Annotated in this window: 24 protein-coding genes and 1 pseudogene; 17 read left to right on the forward strand and 8 right to left on the reverse strand. The window is 56.3% G+C overall.

Features of this window, described 5'->3' with window-relative positions; translation table 11 throughout:
• Window positions 1-19 precede the first annotated feature (19 nt).
• Together Q0915_RS08050 and Q0915_RS08055 are read left to right on the forward strand one after the other, a co-directional pair.
• Entirely contained in the window at window positions 20-754 is a 735-nt protein-coding gene (locus Q0915_RS08050; RefSeq protein WP_299481808.1) for a VWA domain-containing protein, read from the forward strand.
• A gap of 20 nt (window positions 755-774) precedes the next feature.
• Complete coding sequence (locus Q0915_RS08055) at window positions 775-1,461, forward strand: DnaJ domain-containing protein (RefSeq protein WP_299544205.1); 687 nt, start codon at window positions 775-777, stop codon at window positions 1,459-1,461.
• Window positions 1,462-1,478: 17 nt separating this feature from the next.
• On the opposite strand, the gene Q0915_RS08060 is transcribed toward Q0915_RS08055, so the two are convergent.
• Window positions 1,479-3,179, reverse strand: coding sequence for a D-alanyl-D-alanine carboxypeptidase (locus Q0915_RS08060; RefSeq protein WP_299481813.1), 1,701 nt, complete (start codon window positions 3,177-3,179; stop codon window positions 1,479-1,481).
• A gap of 607 nt (window positions 3,180-3,786) precedes the next feature.
• On the opposite strand from Q0915_RS08060, the gene Q0915_RS08065 reads away from it, so the two are divergent.
• The 4 genes and pseudogenes from Q0915_RS08065 to Q0915_RS08080 all read left to right on the forward strand — a co-directional run bounded on the left by Q0915_RS08065 (window position 3,787) and on the right by Q0915_RS08080 (window position 8,178).
• Window positions 3,787-4,119, forward strand: a complete 333-nt coding sequence (locus tag Q0915_RS08065; RefSeq protein ID WP_299481816.1) for a phasin family protein — start codon at window positions 3,787-3,789, stop codon at window positions 4,117-4,119.
• A 400-nt stretch (window positions 4,120-4,519) separates the two neighbouring features.
• The gene (clpS, locus tag Q0915_RS08070) at window positions 4,520-4,846 is read left to right on the forward strand and encodes an ATP-dependent Clp protease adapter ClpS (protein WP_299482157.1); all 327 of its coding nucleotides are present in this window, start codon (window positions 4,520-4,522) and stop codon (window positions 4,844-4,846) included.
• A 12-nt stretch (window positions 4,847-4,858) separates the two neighbouring features.
• Window positions 4,859-7,309, forward strand: a complete 2,451-nt coding sequence (clpA, locus tag Q0915_RS08075; protein WP_299481819.1) for an ATP-dependent Clp protease ATP-binding subunit ClpA — start codon at window positions 4,859-4,861, stop codon at window positions 7,307-7,309.
• 205 nt (window positions 7,310-7,514) lie between these two features.
• Window positions 7,515-8,178, forward strand: a pseudogene (locus Q0915_RS08080) (SDR family oxidoreductase).
• 22 nt (window positions 8,179-8,200) lie between these two features.
• Here Q0915_RS08080 and Q0915_RS08085 read toward each other — a convergent pair.
• Window positions 8,201-10,060, reverse strand: a complete 1,860-nt coding sequence (locus tag Q0915_RS08085) for a WG repeat-containing protein (protein WP_299481822.1) — start codon at window positions 10,058-10,060, stop codon at window positions 8,201-8,203.
• Window positions 10,061-10,274: 214 nt separating this feature from the next.
• Between Q0915_RS08085 and Q0915_RS08090 the strand changes: the two genes are divergently transcribed.
• From Q0915_RS08090 to Q0915_RS08100, 3 genes are read left to right on the forward strand one after another with little or no spacing between them, the layout of a single operon-like run.
• Window positions 10,275-11,036 carry an AzlC family ABC transporter permease gene (locus tag Q0915_RS08090; protein ID WP_299481825.1) on the forward strand — a complete coding sequence of 254 codons (762 nt, stop codon included), beginning with the start codon at window positions 10,275-10,277 and terminating at the stop codon, window positions 11,034-11,036.
• Window positions 11,033-11,395 carry an AzlD domain-containing protein gene (locus tag Q0915_RS08095; RefSeq protein WP_299481828.1) on the forward strand — a complete coding sequence of 121 codons (363 nt, stop codon included), beginning with the start codon at window positions 11,033-11,035 and terminating at the stop codon, window positions 11,393-11,395. The genes Q0915_RS08090 and Q0915_RS08095 overlap by 4 nt, the downstream gene beginning before the upstream one ends.
• A gap of 34 nt (window positions 11,396-11,429) precedes the next feature.
• The gene (locus tag Q0915_RS08100) at window positions 11,430-12,080 is read left to right on the forward strand and encodes a glutathione S-transferase family protein (RefSeq protein WP_299481831.1); all 651 of its coding nucleotides are present in this window, start codon (window positions 11,430-11,432) and stop codon (window positions 12,078-12,080) included.
• A gap of 19 nt (window positions 12,081-12,099) precedes the next feature.
• Here the strand turns inward: Q0915_RS08100 and Q0915_RS08105 are convergent, their stop codons facing one another.
• From Q0915_RS08105 to Q0915_RS08125, 5 genes are all read right to left on the reverse strand, one after another.
• A complete protein-coding gene (locus tag Q0915_RS08105) occupies window positions 12,100-12,558 on the reverse strand; it encodes a hypothetical protein (protein ID WP_299481834.1) in 459 nt (152 codons plus the stop codon).
• 65 nt (window positions 12,559-12,623) lie between these two features.
• Entirely contained in the window at window positions 12,624-13,052 is a 429-nt protein-coding gene (locus tag Q0915_RS08110; RefSeq protein WP_299481837.1) for an HIT family protein, read from the reverse strand.
• Window positions 13,053-13,182: 130 nt separating this feature from the next.
• Window positions 13,183-16,602, reverse strand: a complete 3,420-nt coding sequence (locus Q0915_RS08115; protein WP_299481840.1) for an acyl-[ACP]--phospholipid O-acyltransferase — start codon at window positions 16,600-16,602, stop codon at window positions 13,183-13,185.
• Between the two features lie 54 nt (window positions 16,603-16,656).
• Window positions 16,657-16,938, reverse strand: coding sequence for a YiaA/YiaB family inner membrane protein (locus Q0915_RS08120; protein WP_299481843.1), 282 nt, complete (start codon window positions 16,936-16,938; stop codon window positions 16,657-16,659).
• 13 nt (window positions 16,939-16,951) lie between these two features.
• Complete coding sequence (locus tag Q0915_RS08125; protein ID WP_299481846.1) at window positions 16,952-17,650, reverse strand: PspA/IM30 family protein; 699 nt, start codon at window positions 17,648-17,650, stop codon at window positions 16,952-16,954.
• Between the two features lie 107 nt (window positions 17,651-17,757).
• Between Q0915_RS08125 and Q0915_RS08130 the strand changes: the two genes are divergently transcribed.
• Complete coding sequence (locus Q0915_RS08130; RefSeq protein ID WP_299481849.1) at window positions 17,758-18,348, forward strand: TetR/AcrR family transcriptional regulator; 591 nt, start codon at window positions 17,758-17,760, stop codon at window positions 18,346-18,348.
• A gap of 16 nt (window positions 18,349-18,364) precedes the next feature.
• Here the strand turns inward: Q0915_RS08130 and Q0915_RS08135 are convergent, their stop codons facing one another.
• Complete coding sequence (locus Q0915_RS08135; protein WP_299481852.1) at window positions 18,365-19,846, reverse strand: protein adenylyltransferase SelO; 1,482 nt, start codon at window positions 19,844-19,846, stop codon at window positions 18,365-18,367.
• 795 nt (window positions 19,847-20,641) lie between these two features.
• Between Q0915_RS08135 and Q0915_RS08140 the strand changes: the two genes are divergently transcribed.
• From Q0915_RS08140 to Q0915_RS08170, 7 genes are all read left to right on the forward strand, one after another.
• Entirely contained in the window at window positions 20,642-21,151 is a 510-nt protein-coding gene (locus Q0915_RS08140) for a fasciclin domain-containing protein (RefSeq protein WP_299481855.1), read from the forward strand.
• 200 nt (window positions 21,152-21,351) lie between these two features.
• A complete protein-coding gene (locus Q0915_RS08145; protein WP_299481858.1) occupies window positions 21,352-22,341 on the forward strand; it encodes an NADPH:quinone reductase in 990 nt (329 codons plus the stop codon).
• A 141-nt stretch (window positions 22,342-22,482) separates the two neighbouring features.
• Window positions 22,483-23,664: a beta-ketothiolase BktB gene (gene bktB, locus Q0915_RS08150; protein ID WP_299481861.1), complete on the forward strand. Its 1,182-nt coding sequence runs from the start codon at window positions 22,483-22,485 to the stop codon at window positions 23,662-23,664.
• Window positions 23,665-23,786: 122 nt separating this feature from the next.
• Window positions 23,787-24,329, forward strand: coding sequence for a hypothetical protein (locus tag Q0915_RS08155; protein ID WP_299481864.1), 543 nt, complete (start codon window positions 23,787-23,789; stop codon window positions 24,327-24,329).
• 121 nt (window positions 24,330-24,450) lie between these two features.
• Window positions 24,451-24,894, forward strand: coding sequence for a DUF4399 domain-containing protein (locus Q0915_RS08160; protein ID WP_299481867.1), 444 nt, complete (start codon window positions 24,451-24,453; stop codon window positions 24,892-24,894).
• Window positions 24,895-24,945: 51 nt separating this feature from the next.
• Entirely contained in the window at window positions 24,946-25,464 is a 519-nt protein-coding gene (locus Q0915_RS08165; protein ID WP_299481871.1) for a sigma-70 family RNA polymerase sigma factor, read from the forward strand.
• Window positions 25,461-26,204 (forward strand): hypothetical protein, encoded by a 744-nt coding sequence (locus tag Q0915_RS08170; protein ID WP_299481874.1) that lies wholly within the window; start codon window positions 25,461-25,463, stop codon window positions 26,202-26,204. The genes Q0915_RS08165 and Q0915_RS08170 overlap by 4 nt, the downstream gene beginning before the upstream one ends.
• Window positions 26,205-26,245: the final 41 nt, after the last annotated feature.

Here is a 26,245-nt window from a genome sequence, read left to right on the forward strand (position 1 = left end):
GCGACAAGGATCAAGCGGGATGGCAAAAGACCGGGACGACATGAAGGAGACGCTCGTCAGGCGGGACGCACAGGTTCCATCTGCGTCCGACGACATCTCGGCGTTTCTGGCAAAAGCAAAAGAAATCAAACCGCAGTCCGGAAGCGGTGGCCGGCTCATATTTGCCTTGGACGCAACCATGAGCCGTCAGCCGACTTGGGACAGGGCGTGCCATATCCAGGCAGAAATGTTTCAGGAAGCGGGACAGATCGGCGGTCTTAAAATCAAGCTGGTTTACTTTCGCGGATTTGGCGAATGCCGCGCCTCGCGTTGGTTCGAGCGCAGTGACGAGCTTGCAAAGGCCATGAGCCGCATTTCAGTGCAGGGCGGGCGCACACAAATCGGCAAGGTGCTCACTGCCGCTTTGAACTCTGCTGCGGACGACAAAATTGCCGCGCTTGTTTATGTCGGCGATTGCATGGAAGAAGACGTCGACGTGCTGTGCGATCGGGCCGGGCAACTCGGGCTCCTGGGCGTGCCGATGTTCCTGTTCCAGGAGGGGCGGGATACGGTTGCCGAACAAGCCTTTCGCGAAATGGCTCGCCTGACGAATGGCGCTTACTGTCCATTCGATGCGGGATCTGCACAACAGCTTGCCGAGCTTTTGAAAGCCGTCGCGGTCTTTGCAAGTGGTGGTCATGGAGCGCTAAAGGCACTTGAGAAGAAAGGCGGGCAGGGCGCCCGTTTGCTGCTCCAGCAAATCAAGCCTGGCTGATGTTTTATTTTCTGATCGGAATGATATTGCTTTTGGCCGTTGTCTTTGGTGCGCGCAGTTTCGTGCAAGCCAATCCGGCTGATCTTGCGCGCAAGGTGCGCAGGTCTGGTGGAATATTGTTGCTGGTTCTCGGTGGTATTTTCATGCTCACCGGCCGGTTCATGTTCGCAATCCCGTTGATAGGATTTGGTTTGTCCTTGCTGGGCGTCGCGGGGCTTGGGGGGCTCACAGGTACCTACAAGCCGAACAAGGCGTCCGGTCAGCGTTCACGCGTACGTACGGCGATGGTCGAAATGGAACTGGACCACGATACCGGAGCCATGACGGGAATCGTTCTGGCCGGCGGGTTCCAGGGCCGTACGCTGGACGATTTGTCCGAGCAAGACCTGCATTCATTCTGGCTGGAATGCGCGCAGGACGAACAGAGCCGCAAATTAGTCGAAGCTTATCTCGACCGCCGGCTTGCCGGATGGCGTGAACACTTCCAATCTGATGGAACAGAGGGGCAGGGAAGCGCGCCGAGCTCTGGCCCCATGACAGATGAGGAGGCCTACGAGATCCTGGGGCTTTCGCCCAATGCCGGGGACGCGGAAATTCGAGCCGCGCATCGCAGGCTTATGCTGCGGGTTCATCCCGACAAGGGAGGATCCGGTTTCCTCGCGGCGAAAATCAACGAGGCTAAAGACACGCTTCTCAGAAGACATTGACGGCATCCGTTACGCAGTTACTGATAGATGGCGAAGCAGGCAAATTTTGCCTTTTTGAGTGTTCTGCATGCCCTTCGGGCGGAAGACTTCGTGTCAAAGCCGACGAAACGCGCGCGGTATAGCGTCTGTCCGTTTGCTTCAACAGGTTCGGTATATGGTGAGCGGCCACGAAGGGCTGCGCCCGTTCTGGCCTTTGCCTTCTTAAGAAGAGCAACGGCCTGGTTTTCCGTCTCGGACGCGGCGATCTGCACTTGCCAGCCCGGCTCGATGTCAGGTCGGTCGCTGGTGGCGACGGTGACGGTGTCGCCTCGGCTCTCGGTTACAGACGATGCGGGTTGGGCAGCTGAGGCTGTCGCAATCTTGACTGGTTTGGAACCAACTTCGGGAGCTGGAACCGTTTCAATTGCAACGGTTTTGACCTTGAGCGTTTTGGGCGGCGTCGGCTGATTTTGCTGAGCACCCGCGTCTTCAATACCGCGCGCAGTCCTCTCCCGGGCCGCAACAAGCAACGCGTTGCCGGGGATCGAATTCGTGGTCAGGTCAAGATCCTGGTTTTCACGCCGGATGGGAGGCAAAGCGGTTGCAACCGCGAATGTTTCGTCAAAGCGCTGTTTGACCAGTTTCGGCGGCAACGGTACGGCTTCGCCGAAGCCTGGAACAGTTGGCCGTTTTGTTGCAGCAGCAGATGCAGTTGTTTGCGGCGTTGGGGCCGGCGCAGGCACCGCAGCCGGTTTTTCAGTAGAATTGAACGCAAGAACCATCGGCGCGCCGGAAGCCGGTGCAGGCTGGCTTCCAGGCTTGGCTTGCGGAAGCGGAGGGGTTTTCAGTGCAGTTGCAACGAAGATCGGAGCCGCACCATTCTTGGCGATCGCTGGCACGGTTTTCTTGCCGCGGCTCGCCTTCGACAGATACCGGTTGATCAGCTTGGTCATCTGCGCATTACGCGAAGCACCTGATCTTCCACCCATCACCACAGCAACGATCTGCCGGCCGTTCCGGTTCACGGACGTGACAAGGTTGAAACCGGATGCCCTGATGTACCCTGTCTTGATCCCGTCGACGCCCTTTACACGGCCAAGCAACTTGTTGTGGTTGCCGTAGGTACGTCCGCCGTATTTATAAGAACGTGTTTTGAAATAGCCGTAATATTGCGGAAAATGCTCTTGAATCGCGCGGCCAAGGGTCGCCATGTCCCGTGCACTGGTGCGCTGACCGGAGTTCGGCAAGCCGTGCGGGTTCCGGAATGTCGTTTTCTTCATGCCAAGCGAGCGGGCCGTGCGCGTCATACGTTCGGCAAACTGCTTTTCCGATCCGCTGATGTTTTCCGCGATAACCGTCGCAACATCGTTGGCCGACTTCGTGACAAGAGCGAGAATAGCGTCCTTGACCCTTATGGTCTTGCCGGCCTTCAATCCCAGTTTCGACGGTGGTCTGCCAGCGGCGTATTTGGAAACCTTCAGCCGCGAGCTGAGAGACAGCCTTCCGGCTTCAAGCTCTTCGAAAACAACGTATAGCGTCATGATCTTGGTGAGCGAAGCAGGATAGCGATAAGCATCAGCGGACGAAGCATAAAGCGTCTTGCCGGTTTTGGCGTCGACGACAATGCCGGCATATTTGGGGTTGGCTACGGCCGCTGCGGGGAGGCTAAGCGCCAGAGCGCTGAGGACCAGTACTTTGCCCACTCTGGCAAACAAACTAGTTTTGCGAAGAAAACGCATACCAAACACAGTTACTATCCCATTCCGGGTCACACGTTTCTGTCTGAAGGTTTGCCCGTTGAATCATCCCCCTGCGATTCAAATCAGCGCCCCTCGTCGTAGCTCCCATTTGATGGAATCACGGTTACGAATGTGTAAATGGATTGCTGAAAAAGCACTTTAAAAAACTGTTTTTTGTTAGAGTTAACTAATGGTTAAAGTCTGTTTTTAAGTAAAAGATAGTGCGCGCATAGTAATTCCTTAATATATGTGTTGGCTGGCGTGATTTTTTTCTAAACAGGGTGTTAAAGTCTCGTAATGCGGCATTGCTGTATCATGATGTGCCTGGTTTGAATAGGATGAGCGGCTTTAAGGCGCCTACGGTCTCACATTGCTCGAATATGAGAGGCAGCGTGCTCTGAAAGCGTGCAATGAGATCGGATTTCTCCATATGGGATAGTGAAAATTAATTTCTCGTAATGGTTGTTGCTGCAATGCAAAATCATCTTGACAGTTATTGTGCAGTGCATTACGACGATTGAACGTAGGTAACGCGATGCGCGCCGGCAGCCTAGTAGGGTCGTTGAAACAGGCCCTGGCACCCGGTCCGCCGGATGAGGGCAGTTAGATGATGAACAACTTTGAAGACCTCCAGAAGTTGAGCAAAGACAATATGGACATGGCGATGGAATCCTTTGGCACCATGAGCAAGGGTTTCCAGGCGATTGCAGCTGAAGTAGCCGATTACCAGAAGAAGTCCTTTGAAGAAGGTACTGCTGCGGTGGAAAAGCTGGTTGCTTCCAAGTCGCTGGACAAAGCTTTCGAAGCTCAGGCTGACTATGTCAAAACCAGCTACGAAGGATTTGTCGGTGAAATGACCAAGCTCGGCGAGATGGTCACCGACATGTCCAAAGACGCATACAAGCCGTATGAAGGCGTTCTCGGTAAGATGGCTAAATAAGCCGCCACACGCCGTCAAACGACGCTTCTTTGCAAAAACCCGGTTCAGGCGAGCCGGGTTTTTTCGTATTTGCACAGATATGCCCACATTTTGAGGTCTGACCGGAGTTGAATTCCCGATCACGCGGATTTGGCCTCCGGTCCCACCTTTTAATCGTTTTTCAGACACCTACATTCGTCAAGGATGGTAGCGCTTCTGCCTCAAACAGGACGTTCACCTTAATCTTGATGAAATCGACCATTGCGCCAGCGAGGCTTGCGCGGCAGGATTACCCATGAAGACGTAAACTCCGCAGAGCATCAATCTGCGGATCCAACAACCGGTTCGGGTGTCATACGTCACACGAACCGGCCTGAGGACACTGGTAATAGCCGGAATGATAGAGGCGATAGTTACGGCAATGTCGGCGGGTTCAGACGATGACGGTGGTGACACCGGTACTGTCGTCGTTACCCGTACGAAAACAGCTACTAAGCGGCCAAATCTCTATCGTGTGCTGCTGTTGAACGACGATTACACGCCGATGGAATTCGTCATTCATGTTGTGGAGAGCTTCTTCCAGAAAAACCGGGAGGAAGCGACCCGTATCATGTTGCATGTGCATCATCACGGTGTCGGCGAATGTGGGATATTTTCCTACGAAGTTGCCGAAACCAAAGTGACACAGGTGATGGACTTCGCACGAAAGCATCAGCATCCCTTGCAATGCGTCATGGAAAAAAAGTGAGGACCTACGTACGTGCCTTCTTTCTCACGCAGTCTTGAAAAAGCCCTTCATCAGGCACTGGCGTTCGCCAATGAGCGCCAGCAGGAATACGCCACGCTGGAACATCTCCTGCTGGCGCTGCTGGACGATCAGGACGCTGCAGCCGTCATGCGGGCCTGCAACGTGGATCTGGACACCATCCGGCGCAACCTGCTGGAGTATATCGAAACCGAACTGGACAATCTGGTTACGGACAGCGATGAAGATTCAAAGCCGACAGCCGGTTTCCAGCGCGTTATTCAACGCGCGGTGATCCATGTTCAGTCGTCCGGTAGAGAAGAGGTGACAGGCGCCAATGTGCTGGTCGCGATCTTTGCCGAACGTGAAAGTCATGCTGCCTACTTCCTGCAGGATCAGGACATGACGCGTTACGACGCCGTCAATTATATCTCGCACGGTATCGCCAAGCGGCCCGGAATGTCGGAAGCCAGGCCGGTCGAGGGTGCGGACGAGGAAGACATCCTTCCCGGCTCTGAAGGCGAAAAGAAATCCAATCAGAAGACCGATGCGCTTGAGGCCTACTGCGTCAATCTCAACGACAAGGCCGTCAGCGGCAAGATCGATCCGCTGATCGGTCGTGACAGCGAAATTCAGCGAACGATCCAGATCCTGTGCCGGCGCTCCAAAAACAATCCGCTCTTTGTGGGTGATCCCGGTGTCGGCAAGACGGCAATCGCCGAAGGGCTTGCGCATCGGATCGTCAATGAGGATGTGCCTGACGTTCTGATGGACGCCACGATCTTCTCTCTCGACATGGGTGCGCTGTTGGCGGGGACCCGGTACCGGGGTGATTTCGAAGAACGCCTGAAACAGGTCGTCAAGGAAATCGAGGATTTCCCGGGCGCGGTGATGTTCATCGACGAAATCCACACGGTCATCGGTGCCGGTGCGACATCCGGCGGTGCGATGGATGCGTCCAACCTGCTCAAGCCTGCCCTGGCATCGGGGGCCATTCGCTGCATCGGCTCCACGACCTACAAGGAGTACCGCCAGTTCTTTGAGAAGGACCGGGCTCTTGTGCGTCGGTTCCAGAAGATCGATGTGAACGAACCAACCATTCCGGATGCAATCGATATCCTGAAGGGTTTGAAGCCGTACTTCGAAGACTTCCACAAGGTGCGCTACACCAACGACGCCATCAAGACGGCCGTGGAACTGTCGGCGAAATATATTTCCGACCGGAAGCTTCCGGACAAGGCAATCGACGTGCTTGATGAAACGGGTGCGTCGCAGATGCTGGTACCCGAAGCGCGCCGCCGCAAGACGATCGGCGTCAAGGAAATCGAGAACACGATTGCCACAATGGCGCGCATCCCGCCGAAATCCGTTTCCAAGGACGATGCGGAAGTGTTGGAGAATCTCGGCAAGGACCTGAAGCGCGTCGTCTATGGCCAGGATCCGGCGATCGAGACGCTTGCTTCCGCGATCAAGCTTGCCCGGGCTGGGCTGCGCGAACCGGACAAGCCGATCGGCAGCTATCTGTTCTCCGGCCCGACCGGTGTCGGCAAGACAGAAGTGGCACGCCAGCTGGCATCGTCGCTCGGGGTGGAACTGATCCGCTTCGACATGTCGGAATATATGGAGCGCCATACGGTCTCGCGCCTGATCGGTGCGCCTCCGGGCTATGTCGGTTTCGACCAGGGCGGTCTCCTGACCGATGGCGTCGACCAGCATCCACATTGTGTGCTGCTGCTTGACGAGATCGAGAAGGCCCATCCGGACCTCTTCAATATCCTGTTGCAGGTTATGGATCACGGCAAGCTGACTGATCACAATGGCAAGCAGGTGGATTTCCGTAATGTCATCCTGATCATGACAACGAATGCTGGTGCGTCGGACATGGCGAAAATGCCGGTCGGCTTCAACCGCATCAAGCGCGAAGGCGATGATACGGAAGCAATCAACAAGCTGTTCACGCCGGAGTTCAGAAACCGCCTCGACGCCATTATTCCGTTCGGCAACCTTCCGATGGAAGTGGTCTACAAGGTGGTCGAGAAATTCGTCATGCAGCTTGAGGTTCAGCTTGCTGACCGCAACGTGACCTTCGAGCTGACCGAAGATGCCGTGAAGTGGCTGGCGACCAAAGGCTATGACAACCAGATGGGCGCGCGGCCGCTCGGGCGCATCATCCAGGAGCATATCAAGCGGCCGCTTGCGGACGAGGTTCTGTTCGGGAAGCTCAAAAAGGGCGGCATGGTCAAGGTGTCCGTTTCCGAGGACGGCAAGGGACTGCTGCTTGAAAGCGTCGAGGAGCGGGCCACTCCGCCCAAGCCCAAGGCCAAGACGGAAGCCAAGCCAAAACCGAAACGGCGCCGCAAACCTGCCGCGAAAGCAACGGCAGCGAAGCAATCCAAGTCGTCAGGTGGCGGGAAGGGTGGCTCTTCCAAGAAAAGCCTGGTGCCCAAAGTACCTCTGGCGGACTGAGCACAAGCAGGTTCTGAAAAGCAAAACCCCGGACAATATGTCCGGGGTTTTGTTTTGGACAGAGCTTTCAGTCATTCCCTGCATCGATTCCATTCGACTTGTTTGTTTGTCGATTGTTTCGTGACTTCCTAACTTGTGGCCAAGAAAGAAGGAGCTGAACACGTCTGAATCGAAAGTCGCCCTGATTACAGCCGGAGGCTCCTGAATGGGAGCTGATGCCGCAAGGCGTCTGGCAGCGGACGGCATGAAGGCCATGTTCCTGTCTTCGTCGGGAAAGGGAGAAGCACTTGCTGAGGAGTTAGGAGGCTTCGGATTTACCGGTTCCAATCTGGAAACAGACGACTTGAAAGAGTTTGTTCAAAAGTCTCTGGAAGCTACAAGACCCATTGATGTTCTGATAAATTCGGCTGGGCACTGTCCCAAATGTGACATCCTGGAAATTTTGGATGAGGACTGTCCCAAGGGTATTGATTGTTACCTGATGAATGTCATTCGCCAGAGTCGACTTGTTGCTCCCACCATGCCGGCGCAGGGTGACCGGACGATTCTCAACAATTCGACCTTTGCAGTTTTCGAACCCGACCCGATGTTTCCGACTTCCAGTGTCTTCCGCGCCGGACTTGCCAGCTTGACCAAGCTTTTTTCAGACAAGTTCGCGGCACAAAACGTACGCATGAACAACATTCTTCCCGGTTTATCGACAGTTCGCCGGAAAAGGGAAACCGTCGCGAACGCGTTCCGTTGGGCCGTAACAGGCGATCCTGCGAGGTTTCCAGTCTGATTTCCTATCTGGCGAGCGACGAAGCGGCCTATATCACAGTCAGAATATCCGTATTGTTGTAGGTCTGACGCGGTCGGTGGGGGGGTAGCCAGTCTTTACCGGAGCGAAGCTTATCGTCGCATCACAGAGTGGCTTACGTCTCCCATGATGCCATCCGAGATCCAACGCGGTGCTTCGCTTCGCTTGCCGAGTGCATAGTCCAGCAGTGCTCTAACCCACAAGACACTGCTATCATGCGGGTTCTCGGAGAATTTCTCCGGAAAGTGGTGCGTTACGATCATCGGATAGTAGGTTTCCTGGCAATCCGGCTTCGAGCGTTCACTCGCATCGGTGCCAATTGGGCACCAGCTTGTTCTGCCGTCTTTTGCTGCCCAGGCGACGCCTTGAGAAAAGCAGTTAAGCGCTCGGTACTCGGGCTTGATCAAGACGCTGCCATCCGGACGCTTCATGCCCCAAAGCCCATTTTCGGTAAACAGCGTCATGCCGTGGCGGCATTGCAGCCACTGAGCGCGTTGTTCCTGTGTGTTCTCGGGTGGGGCATCGACCTCGTGCCCGTCACTGTCGATCCAGAAGGTTTGGTCATCCTTCTGGACCCGAAAGGTCCCGTCACGATCCGGCTTGAGGAGATCGAAAGCAGCGGCAATCACGAACTGACCGTTCTCGTCGATTACTCCCCATTTGCCGTTCACGGCTACGGCCGCCAGTCCATTCCGGAAGGAATATGTGTTCTCTACAGAAAGTGACGGAATGAGGCGTCCGTCCGTTGTAACGAATCGGAAGGTTCTTTCGCCGACCATTATCAAAAACGGCCTGTCGCAATTTTCGTCGGATTTCGAATGGAAAAGTGTTTCTTTCGTGGTCCGGATGGGAGTATCCAGATTCGGATGGGAGATCGTAAGATAGCCAGATTTATCAATAAGTTTCAGACCGTCGGGACAGGTGAAGAGTGTCCGCTCGCCGAGTTGATCAGGTATCAGGCTACCGTCTGGATTGATGCTGTGCCAGATCCCGTCTTCTAGGACTCTTGGCAACAAGCCGTCTTCGCGAAGGTCAACGCCGTCGAATAGGCGTCCGCCAAGCAGAGCGCCGTCTTTCTTAATCAGACCGTAGAGATCTCCTTCCCGGGTCGTCCCGTAACCCGCACGCCAAAATGAAAGAAAGTCGAAGGTCAGCGGAACGGCGATTTCACCGTTTTCATCGACGGCACCCCATGCATCCCCGTTCACCCTGTCAGTAGGCAAACGATCCGGTTGATCTGGTTTGCCCCTGACAATTGCTCTGCCCGAATTGAGGCTTCTAACGTATGAGAATCTCGGCCTGACCTGCCAGGTACCATCAGCTCGCAACAGACCGAACAATTTCTTGTTGTTTTGTTCTGCTGCCCAGATCAGGCCACGGCCCGGATCGTCGAAATAGGCGAACGTGAAGCCAGCGTCCGAGATCAAGCCGTTTCGAATATGGTAGAGCCTCGCAGGTTTGCCCCTAAAGTAAGACAACAATCCGAAACCCTCAAGTTTTTCATGGCCTTGGTAGTATCCATTTCGCCAAGTCCCTTCCACGACAAGCAGGACATCCCTTGTAAAGGGAATGGCGCGAGCAAACTTGGGCTCCACGACGATGTTCCCCGCCGTGTCAACAACGCCGGTCTGATTGCCGACGAGAATTTCCGCGTGTCCCTGGTTGAAGGGCCCCACCAGGTCGAAGATTGGTTCGATAACTATCTTGCCGGTGCGATCAATAAAGCCGTAGCGCCCGTCAACACGAACGCCGCCAAATCCTTCGCTGAAAGGGAACGCCCGTTCGAACCGGCGGGGAATGACGAGTTCTTCCGACGGCCATTCGACATAGCCGCACAGATCGAATTCACCGCCGCATCTTGGGTAAAGGCGGCCATCTTCTGCAGAATAAGCTGAGGCGAGGAATTGAAGGATCAAGAAAAAAGTTGCCCCGACCGTCTGGAATAGATGCATGCGAAATCGTTTCCTGATTGAAAAATCGGGCCTATTTGATGGAGCAAATGCGGCGAAAGCGAGTTGAAGAGATGAGCTATGCGTCTTGTGCTTGTGACTGCTTCAGGAGCCCGGCTCCTGCCTCCCGGCGTACCCCTCCACCCTTAGTGCACTGGACAAGTTTTCTGCGAAAAGATAAGGCTACCTTACTTTCTGAAATTCGAGTCCATTTCAAATGACTGTTCCTGAGGGAACCGAGCAATCGAATCTGCCTGAAGATCCGCCCAAATCCGGCAGAGAGTGGTTTCTGCTGGGTGCACGTGCAGCCATATCAATCCCGGCCCTGATCCTCACTGCGGCCTTTGTCGGGTTTGCAGGACTGGCACGGGAGACCGGCCTGTCGCTTGCAGAAACCCTTGCAATGACCGGTTTCATCTGGGCGCTGCCCTCCATCGTCGTTTTGACCGGAGCGCTTTCGTCAGGCATGGGGCTGATCCCTGCGTCCATTGCCGTGGCGCTTGCCTCCGTTCGTCTCATGCCGATGACGATGGCCCTGATGCCCATGGTGAAGGTTCCTGGAAAGACCAAGAACTGGCATCTCTTGATTGCCTCGCATTTTGTGGCCGTCACCGCCTGGGTGTTCGCCATGCGTACCCTTCCGGAACTCCCGCGCGAGGCGCGCCTTCCTTATTTTACCGGGTTCGGTTCTGCCGTGACGTCGTTCGTCTTCTGCATGACCGGGATTGCCTATCTGGCGGTTGAACGGCTGCCCGATGTCGTTGCCGGTGCGCTGGTGCTGCTGACGCCGGTCTATTTCCTCTGTTCGCTCTGGGGCGCGGCGCGCCTGAACGTCGACAAGGCGGCGATGGTGGTCGGTCTTGTGCTTGGGCCCTTGTTCTTCCTCTATCTACCGGGCCTTGATCTGCTCTGGACAGGGTTGATTGGCGGCACTGTGACATTCTTCGGAATGAAGATCTTCCGCGGAGGCCTGTCATGAGTGGTGACGTCATGATGGATACCTGGTGGTGGCCTTATGTGATGATCCTGGTCGCAGGTTGGCTGGCGACGGATGTGTGGCGCTGGATCGGCGTCTTTGCCAGCGGGCGCTTGCGCGAAGACAGCGAGCTGCTGATCTGGGTGCGCTGCGTGGCGACGGCGCTGGTTGCCGGCCTTATCTCCAAACTGATCCTGTTCCCGCAAGGGATCCTGGGGGAAACACCCATGTGGCTGCGTATCGCTGCTGCGTGTGCCGGTTTTGGGGCCTTTTTCCTGTCCCGGCAGAAGGTCATTGTCGGCGTACTGGCCGCCGAAGCCTTTTTGATCGGTGGCTGGTGGCTGGTTGATAGGGTAGGCTAGATATCGACTGTCTCACCGAGCACTGGAGAGTGACATGGCAGAACAGGTCGAACTCTTTTACGCGCCCCAGACCCGTGCAACGGGTGTTCGTGTTCTCCTGGAAGAACTCGGCGCGCCGTACACCTTGAATGTCCTGAACGTCAAACTGGGCGAAAACCGGCAACCCGGTTTTTTGAAACTGAATCCTGCGGGTAAGGTTCCAACAGTCCGGTGCGGCGATGCCGTCGTCACGGAGCAGGTCGCCATCTATCTCTACTTGGCGGATCTTTTTCCGGAAAGAGGGCTCACGCCAGGTCTGGACGACCCGTTGCGCGGGCCTTACCTGCGCTGGTTCGTCTATGTGGCATCGTGTTTCGAACCGGCATTGGTGGACAGGGCGCTCAAGCGGGAAGAGCCGCCGCAGTCCATGTCACCCTATGGCAGTTTTGATACGGTCATGGAGAACATGCGTGCGCAACTGGCGGGCAAGACTTTTGTTCTTGGTGAGAGCATCACCGCACTGGATGTCCTTTGGGCGATGGGTCTGAGATGGGGCATGATGTTCGGCATTGTGCCCGAATTCGATGAATTCAAAGAATACACAGCCCGCTTCTTCGAGCGACCTGCGGCCGTGAAGGTTCTTCAGGAAGATCAGAACCTTGCAAAAGAGCAAGAAGAAGCGGCAACCGCAGCGGGTATTGCCTGACGCTCAGACTTTCGGCTCATCAGGCCACTGCAACACTGAGCGGTTCGGCACTCACGATCCATGGCTTTCGAACGCAGGAAATTATCGCCTGGACCGTATATGGCTGATAGTCGTCGGCAAGGTCGCAATCAAGCCACTTGCCGTCATCCTCGACCTGACCTTTCTCAAGGCAGTCGAAATAAAGGTCGCACCACGCACCATAAGACGTTCGCAATATGGTTTTCTCGGGGACTTCCAGCTCCAGCGTGATGTAATCGGATTGGGCCAACTCGTGATCGGACAAAAGCATTGCTGCGAGCAGATCCAGTTCCTCGGGCTCAGCTTCGAACGTCCAGACTGGTGGCGTCAGACTTTGAGACAGGCCGATATTGCATAGGTGTTCGCTGACAAACTCATACGCGACGCGATGATTGCCGCGCACACCGGTTCCCTCCCATGTGGGCACGTAGCATCCGTCCTCGTCGAAAAGTTCCATCATGCACGCCTTCTGGAATGTGAACAGGCGAGCAGTGTCCTTGGGCATCGGGTGTTCGGGCGTCTGATTTAGTCGAGCGCAGCTCGAATTTGATCCGCCTGTTCGGCGAGGAGATCGTTGTCCGCCATCTCTCCGGTATGCGGTTTCAGCGACACGCCTTCGAACCGCGGAATGATGTGGACGTGTGTGTGAAAGACCACCTGTCCGCCTGCTGGTTCGGAAAACTGCTGAATGGTCGTTCCGTCCGCGCCGAATGCCTTGACGACGGTGCGCGCCATTTTCTGGACGGTTGCCATGACCGCATTCAGATCCACAGGTTCAATGTCGAAAATGTTTCTGGAAGGTGCTTTCGGGATCACCAGAATGTGCCCGTCGCCACGGGGCATAATGTCCATGATAACCAGCGTCTTTTCATCTTCGAATACCTTGTGGCTCGGAAGCTCTCCACGCAGGATTTTGGCAAAGACGTTCTGGTCGTCATAGGCTGGTGTAGACATGCAGTGCTGTTCCTGTGTGCGCGCGCGAATAGGGTGGCCCGAAGGCCGGTTGCCGGAGACTAGTCGCACACGGCAGAAAAGGGCAAGAAAGAAGTGCGCCGGTCCAGGCCGGCGCAATTTCCTTTATGGCTTAGGCTGCATCTCGAAACATATCAGGATCGTTCACCAGCTTCGTAACTCCTGCAAAGTCAATCTTTCCCGATCCCAACACAGGAACAGCGGGGACTGTTCTGACTTCTGCCGGGATCATCAGATCCTGAGCGCCACGCGCCTTGGCGACCTCCAGAAAGTCCGCACGATTGGCGGTCGGGCATTCGGTGATAAGGATCAGTTTTTCACCTTTGCGCGGATCCTTGACGGCGGCGACTGCCGACAGATGCTCCGGCCAGACCTGACCTGCAATGGCCTCGACGGCGGCCAGGGACACCATTTCACCACCGATCTTTGCAAAGCGTTTCGCGCGCCCCTTGATGGTGATGTAGCCTTCCTCGTCGACATCAACGATGTCGCCAGTGTCATGCCAGCCATCGACAAGCGGCTCGATCACACCCGGATTGTCGGATTTCAGATAACCGACCATCACATTTGGGCCCGATACGAACAGCCGGCCGCCTGTTTCGACACCCGGTACAGGCTCGAGACGCGCGGTCATGCCCGGCATCAGTTTGCCGACCGTACCCGGCTTGTTGAACATCGGTGTGTTGATCGCGATGACCGGCGCGGTTTCGGTGACCCCATAGCCCTCCAGGACCCGCAAGCCGAACTTTTCCATGTAGGTATGGCGGGTGGAAGGTTTGACAGGTTCCGCACCGGCGAAGCAATAACGCAGCGAACGGAAGTCATAGGCATGGGCAACACGTGCATAACCGTTCAGGAACGTGTCCGTGCCGAACAGGATCGTCGCGTTGGACGAGTAGATCAGCTCCGGAATGATCCGGTAATGCAACGGAGAAGGATAGAGATAGGTTGGTACTCCCGAGATCAGCGGCAGGATCGTACCCGTCGTAAGGCCGAACGAGTGAAACATCGGCAGAACGTTGAAGACCTTGTCGGATGGCGAAAAGTCGATCCGCGCAGCTGCCTGTGTGGCATTGGCCAGAATGTTCTTGTGCGTCAACACAACGCCTTTCGGTGTGCCTTCCGAACCGGACGTGAACAAGATGATGGCCGTATCGCTTCCGGTACGCCGGATGATCGGGCGTTTGCGGAATGCCAGCCCTCTAATCTTGTCCAGAAGCCCGATTTCCTTGCGCAGCTCATCCAGCCAGATGAAGTCTACATGCGGCTCGAGACCTTCGACCAATGCCTCGAGCTTTGCCTGCTTGATGAATGTGCGAGACGAGAGGATCGTCCTGACCTGCGCCGTCCGGCATGCGGACAGCACGTTTTCCTGACCAGCAGTGAAGTTGATCATGGCCGGGACCTTGCCGGCCGACATTGCGGCAAGAACCGTTACCGCCGAGCCGTTGGCATTCGGTAACATGATACCGACCGTTTCCTCGGCCGCGGTCAACTTCAAGATCTTGCGGCCCAGCACCGAGACCCCTGTCAGGAGCTTTCCGTAACTCAGTGTCCCGGAAAGTGGATCTTCCAGGGCAACCTCCGACAGGCCGCGCTCGTTCGCCGTTGCGATGACCTGGTCCAGAATGGTTTGGTCTTCGGCAAGGCTTGTCTCGAACATAAGGTCCGACATCACCTCGTAGAGCTCGCTGCCGGCAGCTGCTCGGCGTTTGCGGCCTTTGAGGTCGTCCGGCAATTCCAGTTTTCTCGGTTCCATGATGGTTACCCTCACTTTCGGGAACAGGCTTTTGCGGATCTGCGATGGGTTGAGGTAGGAAAATGGCGTCTTTTCGAGACCGTCGATGCGGATCGGTACGATCATCGCGCCGGTCTTGTCGGCAACCATGGCGGCGCCGTCATAAACTTTCATGAGCGAGCCGGTGACGGTCAGGCGGCCTTCGGGGAAAATCACCATCGGTTCCCCGGAGTTCACAACCTTGATCAGCGAGCGCGTTGCCATTGGCTTGGCCGGATTGATCGGCAGGGCGTTTGCCAGATGCAGGAACGGGCGCACCCACCAGCGTTTCGCGATTTCATAATCGACGGCAAAGGTCGGCACTCTCTCCGTCAGAGTGAGAGCGAGACCGGCATCAAGCAGGGAGACGTGATTGAGCGCAAGGATCGGCGCATCGCCCGCTTTTTCCAGGTTTTCCAGCCCTTCGATCTCAACGCGGAAGAAGGCACGGTAAAGGAAGGATACTGCATCTCTGAGCGGGTTGGTCGGAAGGCCCCTGAACATAAGCAGAGCAGCGACGAGATTGAGAGCGCCGAGGACAATCATGATCATGGGAACGGAGAAACCGGCCGCCTGTGCCCCTGCCAGCAGCACGCCACCCGCAGTCATGATTGCAGCACCCAATGCATTTGCGCCCGCAATGCGCCGGGCGCGCGTTTCAGGAGCTGCCCAGGTTTGAAGCGCGGTAAATGTCGGGACGACCAGAAGCGCGCCGGAAATGGCAAGGCCGGACATATCGATCGTCAGTCGCAAAACACCGTCTGCGTGCAGGAATGCCAGTAGACTTTCATGCGAAGCCGCGATTGAGACGGTTGAGAGCGTCCAAGCGATATCCAGACAAAACAGAGCCATCAGCAATGTGCCGATGGGGGCCGGAAGAAGGTTCACACGGCCTGCGGAAACCCAGGCTGCCAATGCCGATCCGATGCCGATCGAGACGGCGAAAACGGTCAGAAAGTAAGTCACAGCTTGTTCGTGACCGTTCAGGATGTCCTTCACAATGAGAGGCAATAGCGCAAGGACCATCGCACCAATCAGCCAGAACCAGGCGTTCATCAGAGCGACGCGGAACAGACGACTGTCTTTGGCGAGGTCGGACAAGATGCGCCATGTGGAGGTGACGATGTTGTAGTCGATTTTCAGATCGGGCGCCGCCGGCCAAGCATGGGGGATCTGGCGGCTGGACGCGTAGCAAGCCAATGCCAGCGCGATCATGACGGGCACAAACACCCCGACAGGCGCACTCGTTGCAAACACCAAGCCTGCGGAGATGGTGCCGCCGAGGATTGCGAGAAAGGTTCCGGATTCAACCCAGGCATTTGCGCGCGGCACTTCGGAGGCTGCGACATGTTCCGGTATCAGTCCGTATTTGACCGGGCTGAACAAAGCCGACATCGCGCCGAAGAGGAAGAGAGCGGCAAAGAGTACGGGGAGGGAAGAGAGCATCATTCCAACAGCAGCCAGAAGCGCGCCGCCAATTTCCGCACCCTTCGTGATCCGCGCCACTTTCGACTTGTCGAATTTGTCGGCGAGTTCTCCGCCGAGTGCCGACAGAAAGAGGTAGGGTGAAATGAACACGGCTCCGGCAGCTGCAATCAGCACACCGGCATCGCCGCTTTGTGTTCCGGTCGATGAAATTTGAAACAGCAGAAGGAAGACCAGAGCGTTCTTCAGAAAGTTGTCATTGAACGCGGAGAAGAACTGGGTCCAGAACAGCGGCGCGAACCGGCGCGAGACAATAAGGGGCTTACTCAATTTCACCTCCTTCCAGGCGGCCCTTTAGAGCCACCCGGGAACTAAGATTGAAAATCAGGACTGATCGGTGCCGTTGATGTCCAGCAGCAGCTTTTCGGTCTTGGCGTCTTCGAGGCGGTTGTGAAGCTTTTCCGACTCGTCCTTGTCGCGGAGCGTCTTGGTGAGCGTTACCGATGTATGCACGAGCATGATTGCGGACATTGTGTAGAAGCCCTTGGCCGAAAAACTGGCCTCGAGGTTGTAAATACCCAGAGCCATCATCACCGCGGCGACACCGAAACTGACCCAGGTGAAAATAACCCAGTTGTGTGAGTGCTTTACGAGTGAATCCTGCATGTGTCTTTCCTTTCTACTTGTCTGTTTCGATGAGAAGGGGAAGTTCAGACCTGATCCGTTCGAGCACGTCATTTGCGCGCACGCGCACCGGTGCGCCGCAATCGGCTTCCGCCAGTTTTTCAATGACGGCTTGTGGCTGATCTACGGGCGCAAGTTCGGCGTAAGCCTGATCTGCCAGAAACCCATTTTCCTGCCGTTCAAGAATGTCTTCCAATTGATCTTCAGCCCTTGTCAGTGCTGACTGACCGGCAGCCGAACCAAGCGACTGCGCTTTGTGAATCTGCTGGCGCACTGCGGCGGTACGTTCTCCGCGCTTGAGAGCGCGCAATCTGCCCTGCGCGCGATGAAGCTGATCGGTCAAAGCGACAAGGTCTTCGTCGAAGCGTTTGATTGCGGTTTCAAGCTCGGACTTCTCGTCCTCCAGCACCGCGATCGTCTCGGCAGCCTCGAAGGCGAGGGTGTCGACACCCTTCAGCAAGGCGATACGGGCCCGGTTTTCCAGGTCTTCAACCGATGCAGAAATCTGTTTGAGACGGTTGCGATCCTGCTGCTGCTCCGCCTTGGCTTTTGCAAGCGCTGCCTGGGCTGCCCGAACAGAGGCCGCGGCGTCGCGCAGGTTCCAGCCAAGCGAGGCGAGGGACGGTTGATGTGAATTCGTGTCGGCACTTGCATCCAGCAGCGCCTTTAGGTGCGAAACAAGCGGCTCGAACATTTTTCCTCCAAAAGTGAACTCGGTTCATTATTTGACAAAGCCACATCAAATGCGGTAGGTCAAGAAAAAAATGAACTGAGTTCACTTTTGAGTGCAGGATATGATTAATGACGGGACGACAGAAGGCGAAAAGCGAAGAGACCCAAAGACGGGTACTGGAGGCAGCGATCAGCGCGGTCGAGACCGGAGGCATGGAAGCCGTTCAAATCCGCAAGATTGCGGCGCAAGCCGGTTATTCGGTCGGTTCTGTCTACAAACACTATGAGGATCAGGACGCCCTGATTGCGGCAGTCGATACCGTAACGCTGGGCCGGATCAAGGCTTCGATGTCAGAGGCTGTCGACGGGATCGAAGACCCAATAGAACAACTGAAGGCGCTCGCGCGTACCTATCTGGCGTTCGCCCGGAACCATCGCAACTTGTGGAAGACGCTGTTTACGCATCAGTTGCCTGAAGGGCGGGAGACACCCGAGAGCCATATCCAGGGTACCGTCAATCTGCTTGCCTTTATCGCAGGGCCGTTGAAACAGCTAGATCCGGGCTTAGACGACACGAAGCTCTCCGTTCGAACGCGGACATGCTTTGCGGCGCTTCATGGGCTTGTGGCCATCAGTCTTGAAGAGCGCTTTGTCGGTCTGCCGGACGACGAGATGGATCGCGAGATGATGTTCCTGGTCGAGAGACTGGCCGGCAAGTGAACCGGCCACTCCTGGCTTACGTTCCGCAAAAAGTCTGATAAGGGCCGAATTCGCTGGGGGCTGGAGTTGTATACTCGGTAAAACCGGGTCTTTCCGCGAATGGCGATCCGAGCACTTCCAAGAGTTTTTCCGTCGGCGCAAGATCTCCGTCTTCGGCGGCTGCAAGCGCTTCTTCGACCTTGTGATTTCGTGGAATGTAGACCGGATTTACCGCGTTCATCAGGTCGGCTGTTTCCACGGCATTCCGGCTGTCCATTGCCAGTCTTTCAGTCCATTTCGAGAGCCAGGCACCGATGCCATCCTGTTCCGGGAAAAGCTGCGTCACCGGTTCGCGTGCACCTGTTGCTGCGCCGGACAGCCGGCGGAAAAACAGGGTGTAGTCTATCTTGTGTTGAAACAATTGAGTGAGCAGCGCTTCTGCGAGTTGTTCGTCGCCGTCATCGCGTCCGGTGAGCCCCATCTTTGCGCGCATACCATCCAGCCAGGCTGATTTATAGAGCTCCGGAAAGCGTGCGAGTTCGTCGCTCACACATTCAACCGCCTTGTCGAGATCGTCCGGATCGATCAATGCCAGGATGGTCTCGGCCAAGCGGGCAAGGTTCCACTGTGCGATGGAAGGTTGGCGGCCGAATGCATAGCGCCCCTGGTGATCGATTGAGCTGAATACGGCAGCCGGATCATAGGTGTCGATAAACGCGCAAGGTCCATAATCGATCGTCTCGCCGGAAATCGTCGTGTTGTCCGTGTTCATGACACCGTGCACGAAGCCCACGAGCACCCATTTTGCAATCAGGTTTGCCTGGCGTTCCATCACACGAACAAAAAGTTTCAGATAGCGGTCTTCCGCATCAGACAAGTCCGGATCATGACGTGCGATGGCGTAGTCAGCCAATTGACGAACTTTTTCCGTGTCGCCACGGGCTGCGAAAAACTGAAAGGTGCCGACACGCAAGTGACTGCTCGCAACCCGGGTGAGCACGGCACCCGGCTTGGGACCCTCCCTGAAAATCGTTTCGCCCGTAGTGACCGCAGCCAGGGCACGCGTCGTCGGAATCCCGAGGGCGTACATTGCTTCGCCCATGATGTATTCGCGCAGAACCGGACCAAGAACGGCCTTGCCGTCTCCGCCGCGCGAAAACGGTGTCGGTCCGGACCCCTTGAGCTGAATGTCGCGCCGCCTTCCATGCCGGTCGATCACTTCTCCAAGCAGAATTGCCCGCCCGTCACCCAGTTGCGGTGAAAAACCGCCGAACTGATGACCCGCATAGACCTGAGCGAGGGGCGAAGCGCCGTCGGGACTTTGAAGTCCGGCAAAAACGGCGGCTCCCTCAGCCGTCCGGAGTGCACTGGCATTCAGGCCGAGCTCTTCCGACAGGTCTTCGTTGAAGACAACAAGAGAGGGAGACGGCACTTTTGCCCCTTCCCAGGCAACGTAAAACCCCGGCAACTCCCGGGCGTAGGTATTGTCGAACTGAAAGAGCGGAGGCGTAGCGGTCATGCGCGGGTCCTGGTGGCACAAATCGGGGAAAACAATGTCTTGCCCGCCAATATATAGGATCTGCCCAAAAGATTCCGAGACCGTTCTCAGGCCTCGGTACAGGGTGCAAATCGGAAGTTTCCGGAGTGAGAAATCTTTCCGATCTTGCTAGTGGCCTTTCGAGGTAGACCCATGTTGAACCAATCATGCGTTTTGGTTCGGGCTGTAGGTAAAAAAGTCCTCTGTTTCCAGCATGAACGGGACGAGAAGCAGGTTCCTCGCTGTGTTCCGTCCGCGATATGGCCGTGCAAGATATTCCGCTCTGTTTGCCCTGGCAAACGGCATCGACAGTCACTGAAAGTACGTTGTCGATTGGATGCCGGATACCCTGATTTCCAGCGCTCAGCCCTGAGCGTCGCAGACCTACGTTGCCAGTTGATCCGAAATTCGAAATTGATAGCGGGTACATTCGTGTTTGATAAGCCCTTCCGGGTGGTAAGGAATATCGTGCTGTTCACAACAAGAATGCACAGTTGGCATCGAAAGATTGAGTGTAAGGACTAGCTGCACCACGATTATATCCTGCGCGATGAGATCGTCTTTTATGGTTCTCGCATGTAGATGCATGACCCTTTGAGTTCGGCTGGCGCAATCTTTATTGGCGTGGCTGGAATATTAAACTGTTTTCGCCGAACCAAAACGCGACTGTCAGCTGCCTGGCAATAATAAATATCGATTTTTTCCAAATTGATAAGATCTACCTTAATCAATGCGGCGTAGTGACACTGTAATCAAGCGACACTAGGAGTAGATGTCATGAAAAAGAGCCTTACGGCCCTTGCAGGAGCAGTGTGTCTTTTTGCCAGTCAAGCAAACGCCAACACAATTGTTGATATAGCTGCGGGTGATGAGCGTTTCAGTACTTTGGTTGCCGCAGTACAGGCGGCGGGATTGCAGGATGCGTTGCAAGGCCCTGGTCCTTTTACAGTCTTCGCGCCAGTCAATGACGCTTTTGCCGCATTGCCTGATGGGACCGTTGAAACTCTGCTGAAACCGGAAAATAAGGATCAGCTCACCAATGTGCTGCTGTACCATGTCGATGACCGCAAGCTGACATCTAACCAGATCCCGGTCGGATCCAACTATTTCAAGCCGCTCTTGACGAGCGAACGGACCTGCATCACGCGCTCCGGCAGCGGCGTTGACATTGCCGACGGCACCGGTTCGACCGCGAACGTCATTATAGCCGACATCCAGGCCGACAACGGCGTGATCCACGTGATCGACAAGGTTCTTTTGCCGGGAGAGCGTCCCGACTGCCACTAGGCGACTTGAAGGAACCGGCGAAGTCCGGTTCCTGGAGCATGAAACTCAAGAGCATCAAGTCAGGTCCTCCGGTTGTTCCGGTGGGCCTTTTTCATCGATTTTGTGATGATTGCAGGGTGTTTTCGAACCGCTCCGCAAATCAGGTCTTGGCAGGCGATGATATTTGCCCGAATGATTTCGCTCACTTCGGGAGATAAAGAATGCGTGCCATCACATACAGCCGCTTTGGAGCAACAAAAGACGTTCTGAAACTGGAGGATCTTGCGGCTCCTCAAGCGGCTGAGGGCGAGGTGCTCGTGCGGCTCAAGACCTCGGGCGTCAATCCATCAGATATTCGCGCGCGCGCAGGCGGTCGTCCTGGTGTCACCGAGCCGCCATTTCCAACGATTGTGCCGCACAGTGACGGAGCAGGCGTGATCGAGGCGGTCGGGTCGGGTGTCCCGGAAAGCCGGATTGGGGAACGCGTTTGGATCTGGAACGGACAATGGCAGCGCGCATTCGGGACCGCTGCAGAGTACATTGCCCTTCCTGCGGAGCAAGCCGTGAAATTGCCGGACAACGTTGGCTTTGAAGCTGGCGCGGTCCTTGGCATACCGGGTCTCACGGCGTGTCATTCCGTTCTGGGTGGTGGCGCTGTTGAGGGCAAGACCGTTCTTGTGAGCGGCGGGGCAGGGACTGTCGGCCGGCTTGCGATCCAGGTGGCGGTTGCTTCCGGAGCAAAGGTTCTTGCCACGGCACGAGGCGAAGACGGACAAAGAGCGGCGCGCGAGGCAGGCGCTGAACGTGTTTTCGATTATTCCGATCATGATCTGGCAGATCAGATCCTGGATGCGACGGCTGGCGTGCCTGTTGATCGCATCGTTGAGGTTGAGTTCGGCAAGAATGTAGAGACAAATACCAAGGTCATTGCCGAAAGGGGAACCATTGCGGCTTTTGGCTCGGCCAAGGAGATGACTCCCGTCCTGCCGTTTTATCCCCTGATGTTCAAGGCGGTCACCATCGACCTGGTTCTGGTCTATCTCTTGTCGGCGACAGAGCGTTTGGCCGCTGTCGAGAATCTCACGACGCTTCTGCAAAATGAAACGCTCGACATTCGGATTTCCAAAGTGTTGCCGCTCGAAGAGTGTGCTTCGGCGCACGACATGATCGCAGCCGGGGAACGAGCCGGATCTGTCATTCTCACTCTATGACACTGCTCGCGAAGGATTGACTGGCTGTTTGGCCAGATTGCGCGCGCTCACAGTCCGGGGCACATTGTTGTGGCAAACATAGCGGATGACCGGGGTGGGCTCTGTTGTCGGCAGAGCGCTCGGAACAAAGGAACCGGATCGATGAAAGAGATCGTCATAGCAAGCGCAGCGCGCACGGCCGTCGGCAGCTTTGGAGGCGCGCTCAAGGACACGCCACCCTGCGAGCTCGCAACGACGGTTGCCAAGTCTGCGATTGAACGGGCCGGTGTTGAGGCGGATCAGGTCGATCAGGCCTTCTTTGGCAACGTGATCCACACGGAACCACGGGACATGTATCTTTCCCGCGTCGCATCGCGGCAGGCTGGCGTGCCTGATCATGCGCCCGCCCTGACGATGAACCGGTTATGCGGAAGCGGGCTTCAGGCGATCGTGTCCGCCGTTCAGGCGATTTCCATGGAAGACGGAGACGTGGCACTTGTGGGCGGCGCGGAAAACATGAGCCGCGCAGGTTACCAGTTGCCCGGCGCACGCTGGGGGCAGCGCATGGCCGATGCGCAGGTCGTCGACATGATGATCGGCGCGCTGCACGATCCGTTCGGAATAGGCCACATGGGTGTGACGGCCGAAAACGTTGCCGAACGCTACGACATCACCCGGGCGCGGCAGGATGAGTTTGCGGTTGAAAGCCATCGCCGTGCGAGTGAGGCCATTCGCGATGGGCGTTTCAAGGATCAGATCGTTCCGCTCACCGTCGGACGCCGCGGCAAGGAAAAGACCTTCGATACAGACGAGCATGTGCGTCACGAGGCGAAGATTGAGGACATGTCGGGGCTTCGCCCGGTTTTCAAACGAGACGGAATGGTGACAGCGGGAAATGCCTCCGGCCTCAATGATGGTGCGGCGGCCATTATCCTGTTGTCTGCGGACAAAGCCGCCGAGCTCGGAGTGAAGCCGCTTGCACGGATCCGCTCATACGGTGTTGCAGGGGTGGATCCGGCTGTCATGGGAATTGGCCCGGTTCCGGCCATGCAGATCGCCATGAAAAGAGCAAACGTGACGGCACAGGATCTGGATATTGTCGAATCCAACGAGGCGTTTGCAGCACAGGCCTGTGCTGTCAACGATTTGCTCGGGCTTCCGGCAGAAAAGGTCAACCCGAATGGGGGTGCGGTTGCGCTCGGACATCCGATTGGCGCAACTGGCGCGATCCTGATGACGAAGCTTGTTTATGAACTCAACAGAACCGGAAAATCACTTGGTGCTGCAACCATGTGTATCGGTGGCGGGCAGGGCATTGCCGTCATTGTCGAGAACCTGTCTTAGCGAGCGGTAGAGACAAGCCCGGTTTCATAGCGAGAATCGGAGAGTGATTTGAATACACTATGGCGATGCGGTTATCTGCCAATTCATCTCGATTGGTGTGCATAGATCGTAGGATTTTCCTGATGAAAACCATTGTCGCGGCTTTGCTTTTTGCAGCCATGATCGGTTCCGCATACGCGGTTGATCCAGGGGATTGGGAAACCAAACCGCCCGATCCCACGCAGACGTCAAAAGAATGTCCCGATGGCGAAGCCTGGGACGACAAGACCAAAAAATGTGTTGAACTGGACGCACATCTATTCAACGACGCCGATCGCTATCGGGCCGCACGGGAGCTTGCCTATGCCGGAAGATACGTCGCCGCGGGCCTCGCGCTCGACGCGATGACGGATCAGACCGACACCGTTGTGCTTACATATCGCGGTTTCATCGCACGCAAGTCTGGCGACTGGGCCGCGGCTGAAGCTTTCTACGGTTTGGCGCTCGCAGCGAACCCTGACAACCTGTTTGCCCGGTCCTACCTGGGAATGGGACTGGTGGATCAGGGAGATCCGGGAGCTGCGCGTGTGCAGCTCGCTGAGATTCGCGCGCGCGGCGGTCGCGAAACCTGGCCGGAGCGAGCACTGCTCATGTCTATCCGCTCTGGCGGAGGTGCATTCTACTAGTGCAGGAAAAGCTTGTGTCCCGGCCTAAAAAAATGCTGGTAAAAAAATTTTCCAAAGAGATGAATAAATCAGTTTCCCCCGTGTCTACAGGGCATCGCTGGAAAACGGGAGGAAAGTTATTATGAAATTTGTTGTTGCGCCTATGGTGATTGCCTTGGGCATGTTCGGAACGCAGGCTATTGCCGGAGACACGCCGGCCAATCCGGATGCCAAAGTCTATTTCGTCAACCTTGAGGACGGGGCCAAGGTGTCTGGTCCGGTGAAAGTCGTCTTCGGCCTGTCCGGAATGGGCGTTGCTCCTGCGGGAATTGAAAAGGAAAACACCGGGCATCACCATCTGTTTGTCAACCGGCCGCCGGTTGGTGAAGGCGAGGACGGTGCTGACGAGTTCGTTTACAACATACCGGCCGACGAGAACCACATCCATTATGGTGGTGGTCAGACTGAAGCCGTCGTGGAATTGTCACCTGGAACCCACACGCTGCAACTGGTGCTTGGCGACCTCAATCACATTCCGCATGATCCTCCGATCTATTCGGATGTCATCACCATTACGGTGGAATAAGATCCGGCGTGTGCCGGCGGCCGCCGCGCCGCCGGCAGGCAGGGAAAAGATATGAAGCCACGCTCCGTCAGGGATATGTTGCCAAGGGCATTGCCATCGATCTGGCGCTTTGCGCTCAGCTTGACGGGCGACATAGAAATGACCAACGATCTGTCCCAGTCGACGTGCCTGCGCGCCGTTGAGAAGGCGGACCAGTTTCGCTCCGCGGGAAGCTTTGAAGGGTGGTGCCTGCAAATCTGCCGGTCGATTTGGCTGAACGAGCTTCGCAGCCGCGCAAGCAGGCAAGACAAGGCCTTTGCGACGGTCGATGTCGACCAACTTCCCGATATTGCGCCCGGTATAGAGCAGAACCTTTTTGCCAGGGAGATCATCTCCAAGGTGATGGCATTGCCTGACGCACAGCGCAGCGCAGTAGAGCTGGTATTCGTCCAGCAATTCACTTACTCGGAAGCGGCTGTGATCCTGGATGTTCCGATCGGCACCGTGATGAGCCGCCTGCACGCGGCACGAAAAGTCTTGAGAAAATACGCAGACGTGACACTTGGAGAGAGCAGAAAGGAGCAGAAATGACCTATTCGGATCAAGAACTTCTGGCCTTTCTGAATGGAGAGCTGGATGACAGGCGCGCTGGCGAAATAGAGCAGACAATGCGCGTTGATCAGGATCTGGAAAGCCGTGTCATGGCGCTCGACCCGGTCGCTGGTCCGGTGCGCGATGCCATGATGTCGTTGCCGGGGGATCAGGTCTTGAGGCGTATTGAAGATGCCGCGCTTTCGCCACGGCAAAGCCAGCGAGAGAGCCGCCACCTTGCTCGGTTTGCCGCGGTCTTGGTTCTTGGGGCGACACTTGGGGCAGGCGCGATGTGGCTCGGCACGCCTAGGGCCGACGACTGGCGTGGCCGCGTTGCTCAATATCAGTCACTCTATGTTGCCGATACCGTCCGTTTGACCACGGCGTCGTCTGACGCCCTCACTCGTCAGATCGGAGCGGCCGCCGATTCTCTCGGGCGTCCGCTCGACCTGTCGGCACTGGAGGCTCCTTCTTCGCTGAAGCTTGCCAGGGTGCAGGTACTCGGGCTCGACGAAGCCCCGCTTATCCAGATCGTTTACACGGATGACGACGGCAAGCCCTACGCGCTCTGCATCACCACGGGCGGCGAGGGTGATGAAGGGAGCGATGCGAGCTCAGAGATGCTGCACGGACTTGCCACCACAGCCTGGCAGGATGGCGACTTTCGCTTCATTTTCGTTGGCGGAGAGGACCTTTCCAAGACCGGCCGGATCGCGGACCAGCTCAAGGCCGTGCTCTGATAGTGTCGGCATTGTACAGGCGGCGACCTTGAAAATGGCCA

The organism is uncultured Roseibium sp. (assembly GCF_947494555.1).
Taxonomy (GTDB): domain Bacteria; phylum Pseudomonadota; class Alphaproteobacteria; order Rhizobiales; family Stappiaceae; genus Roseibium.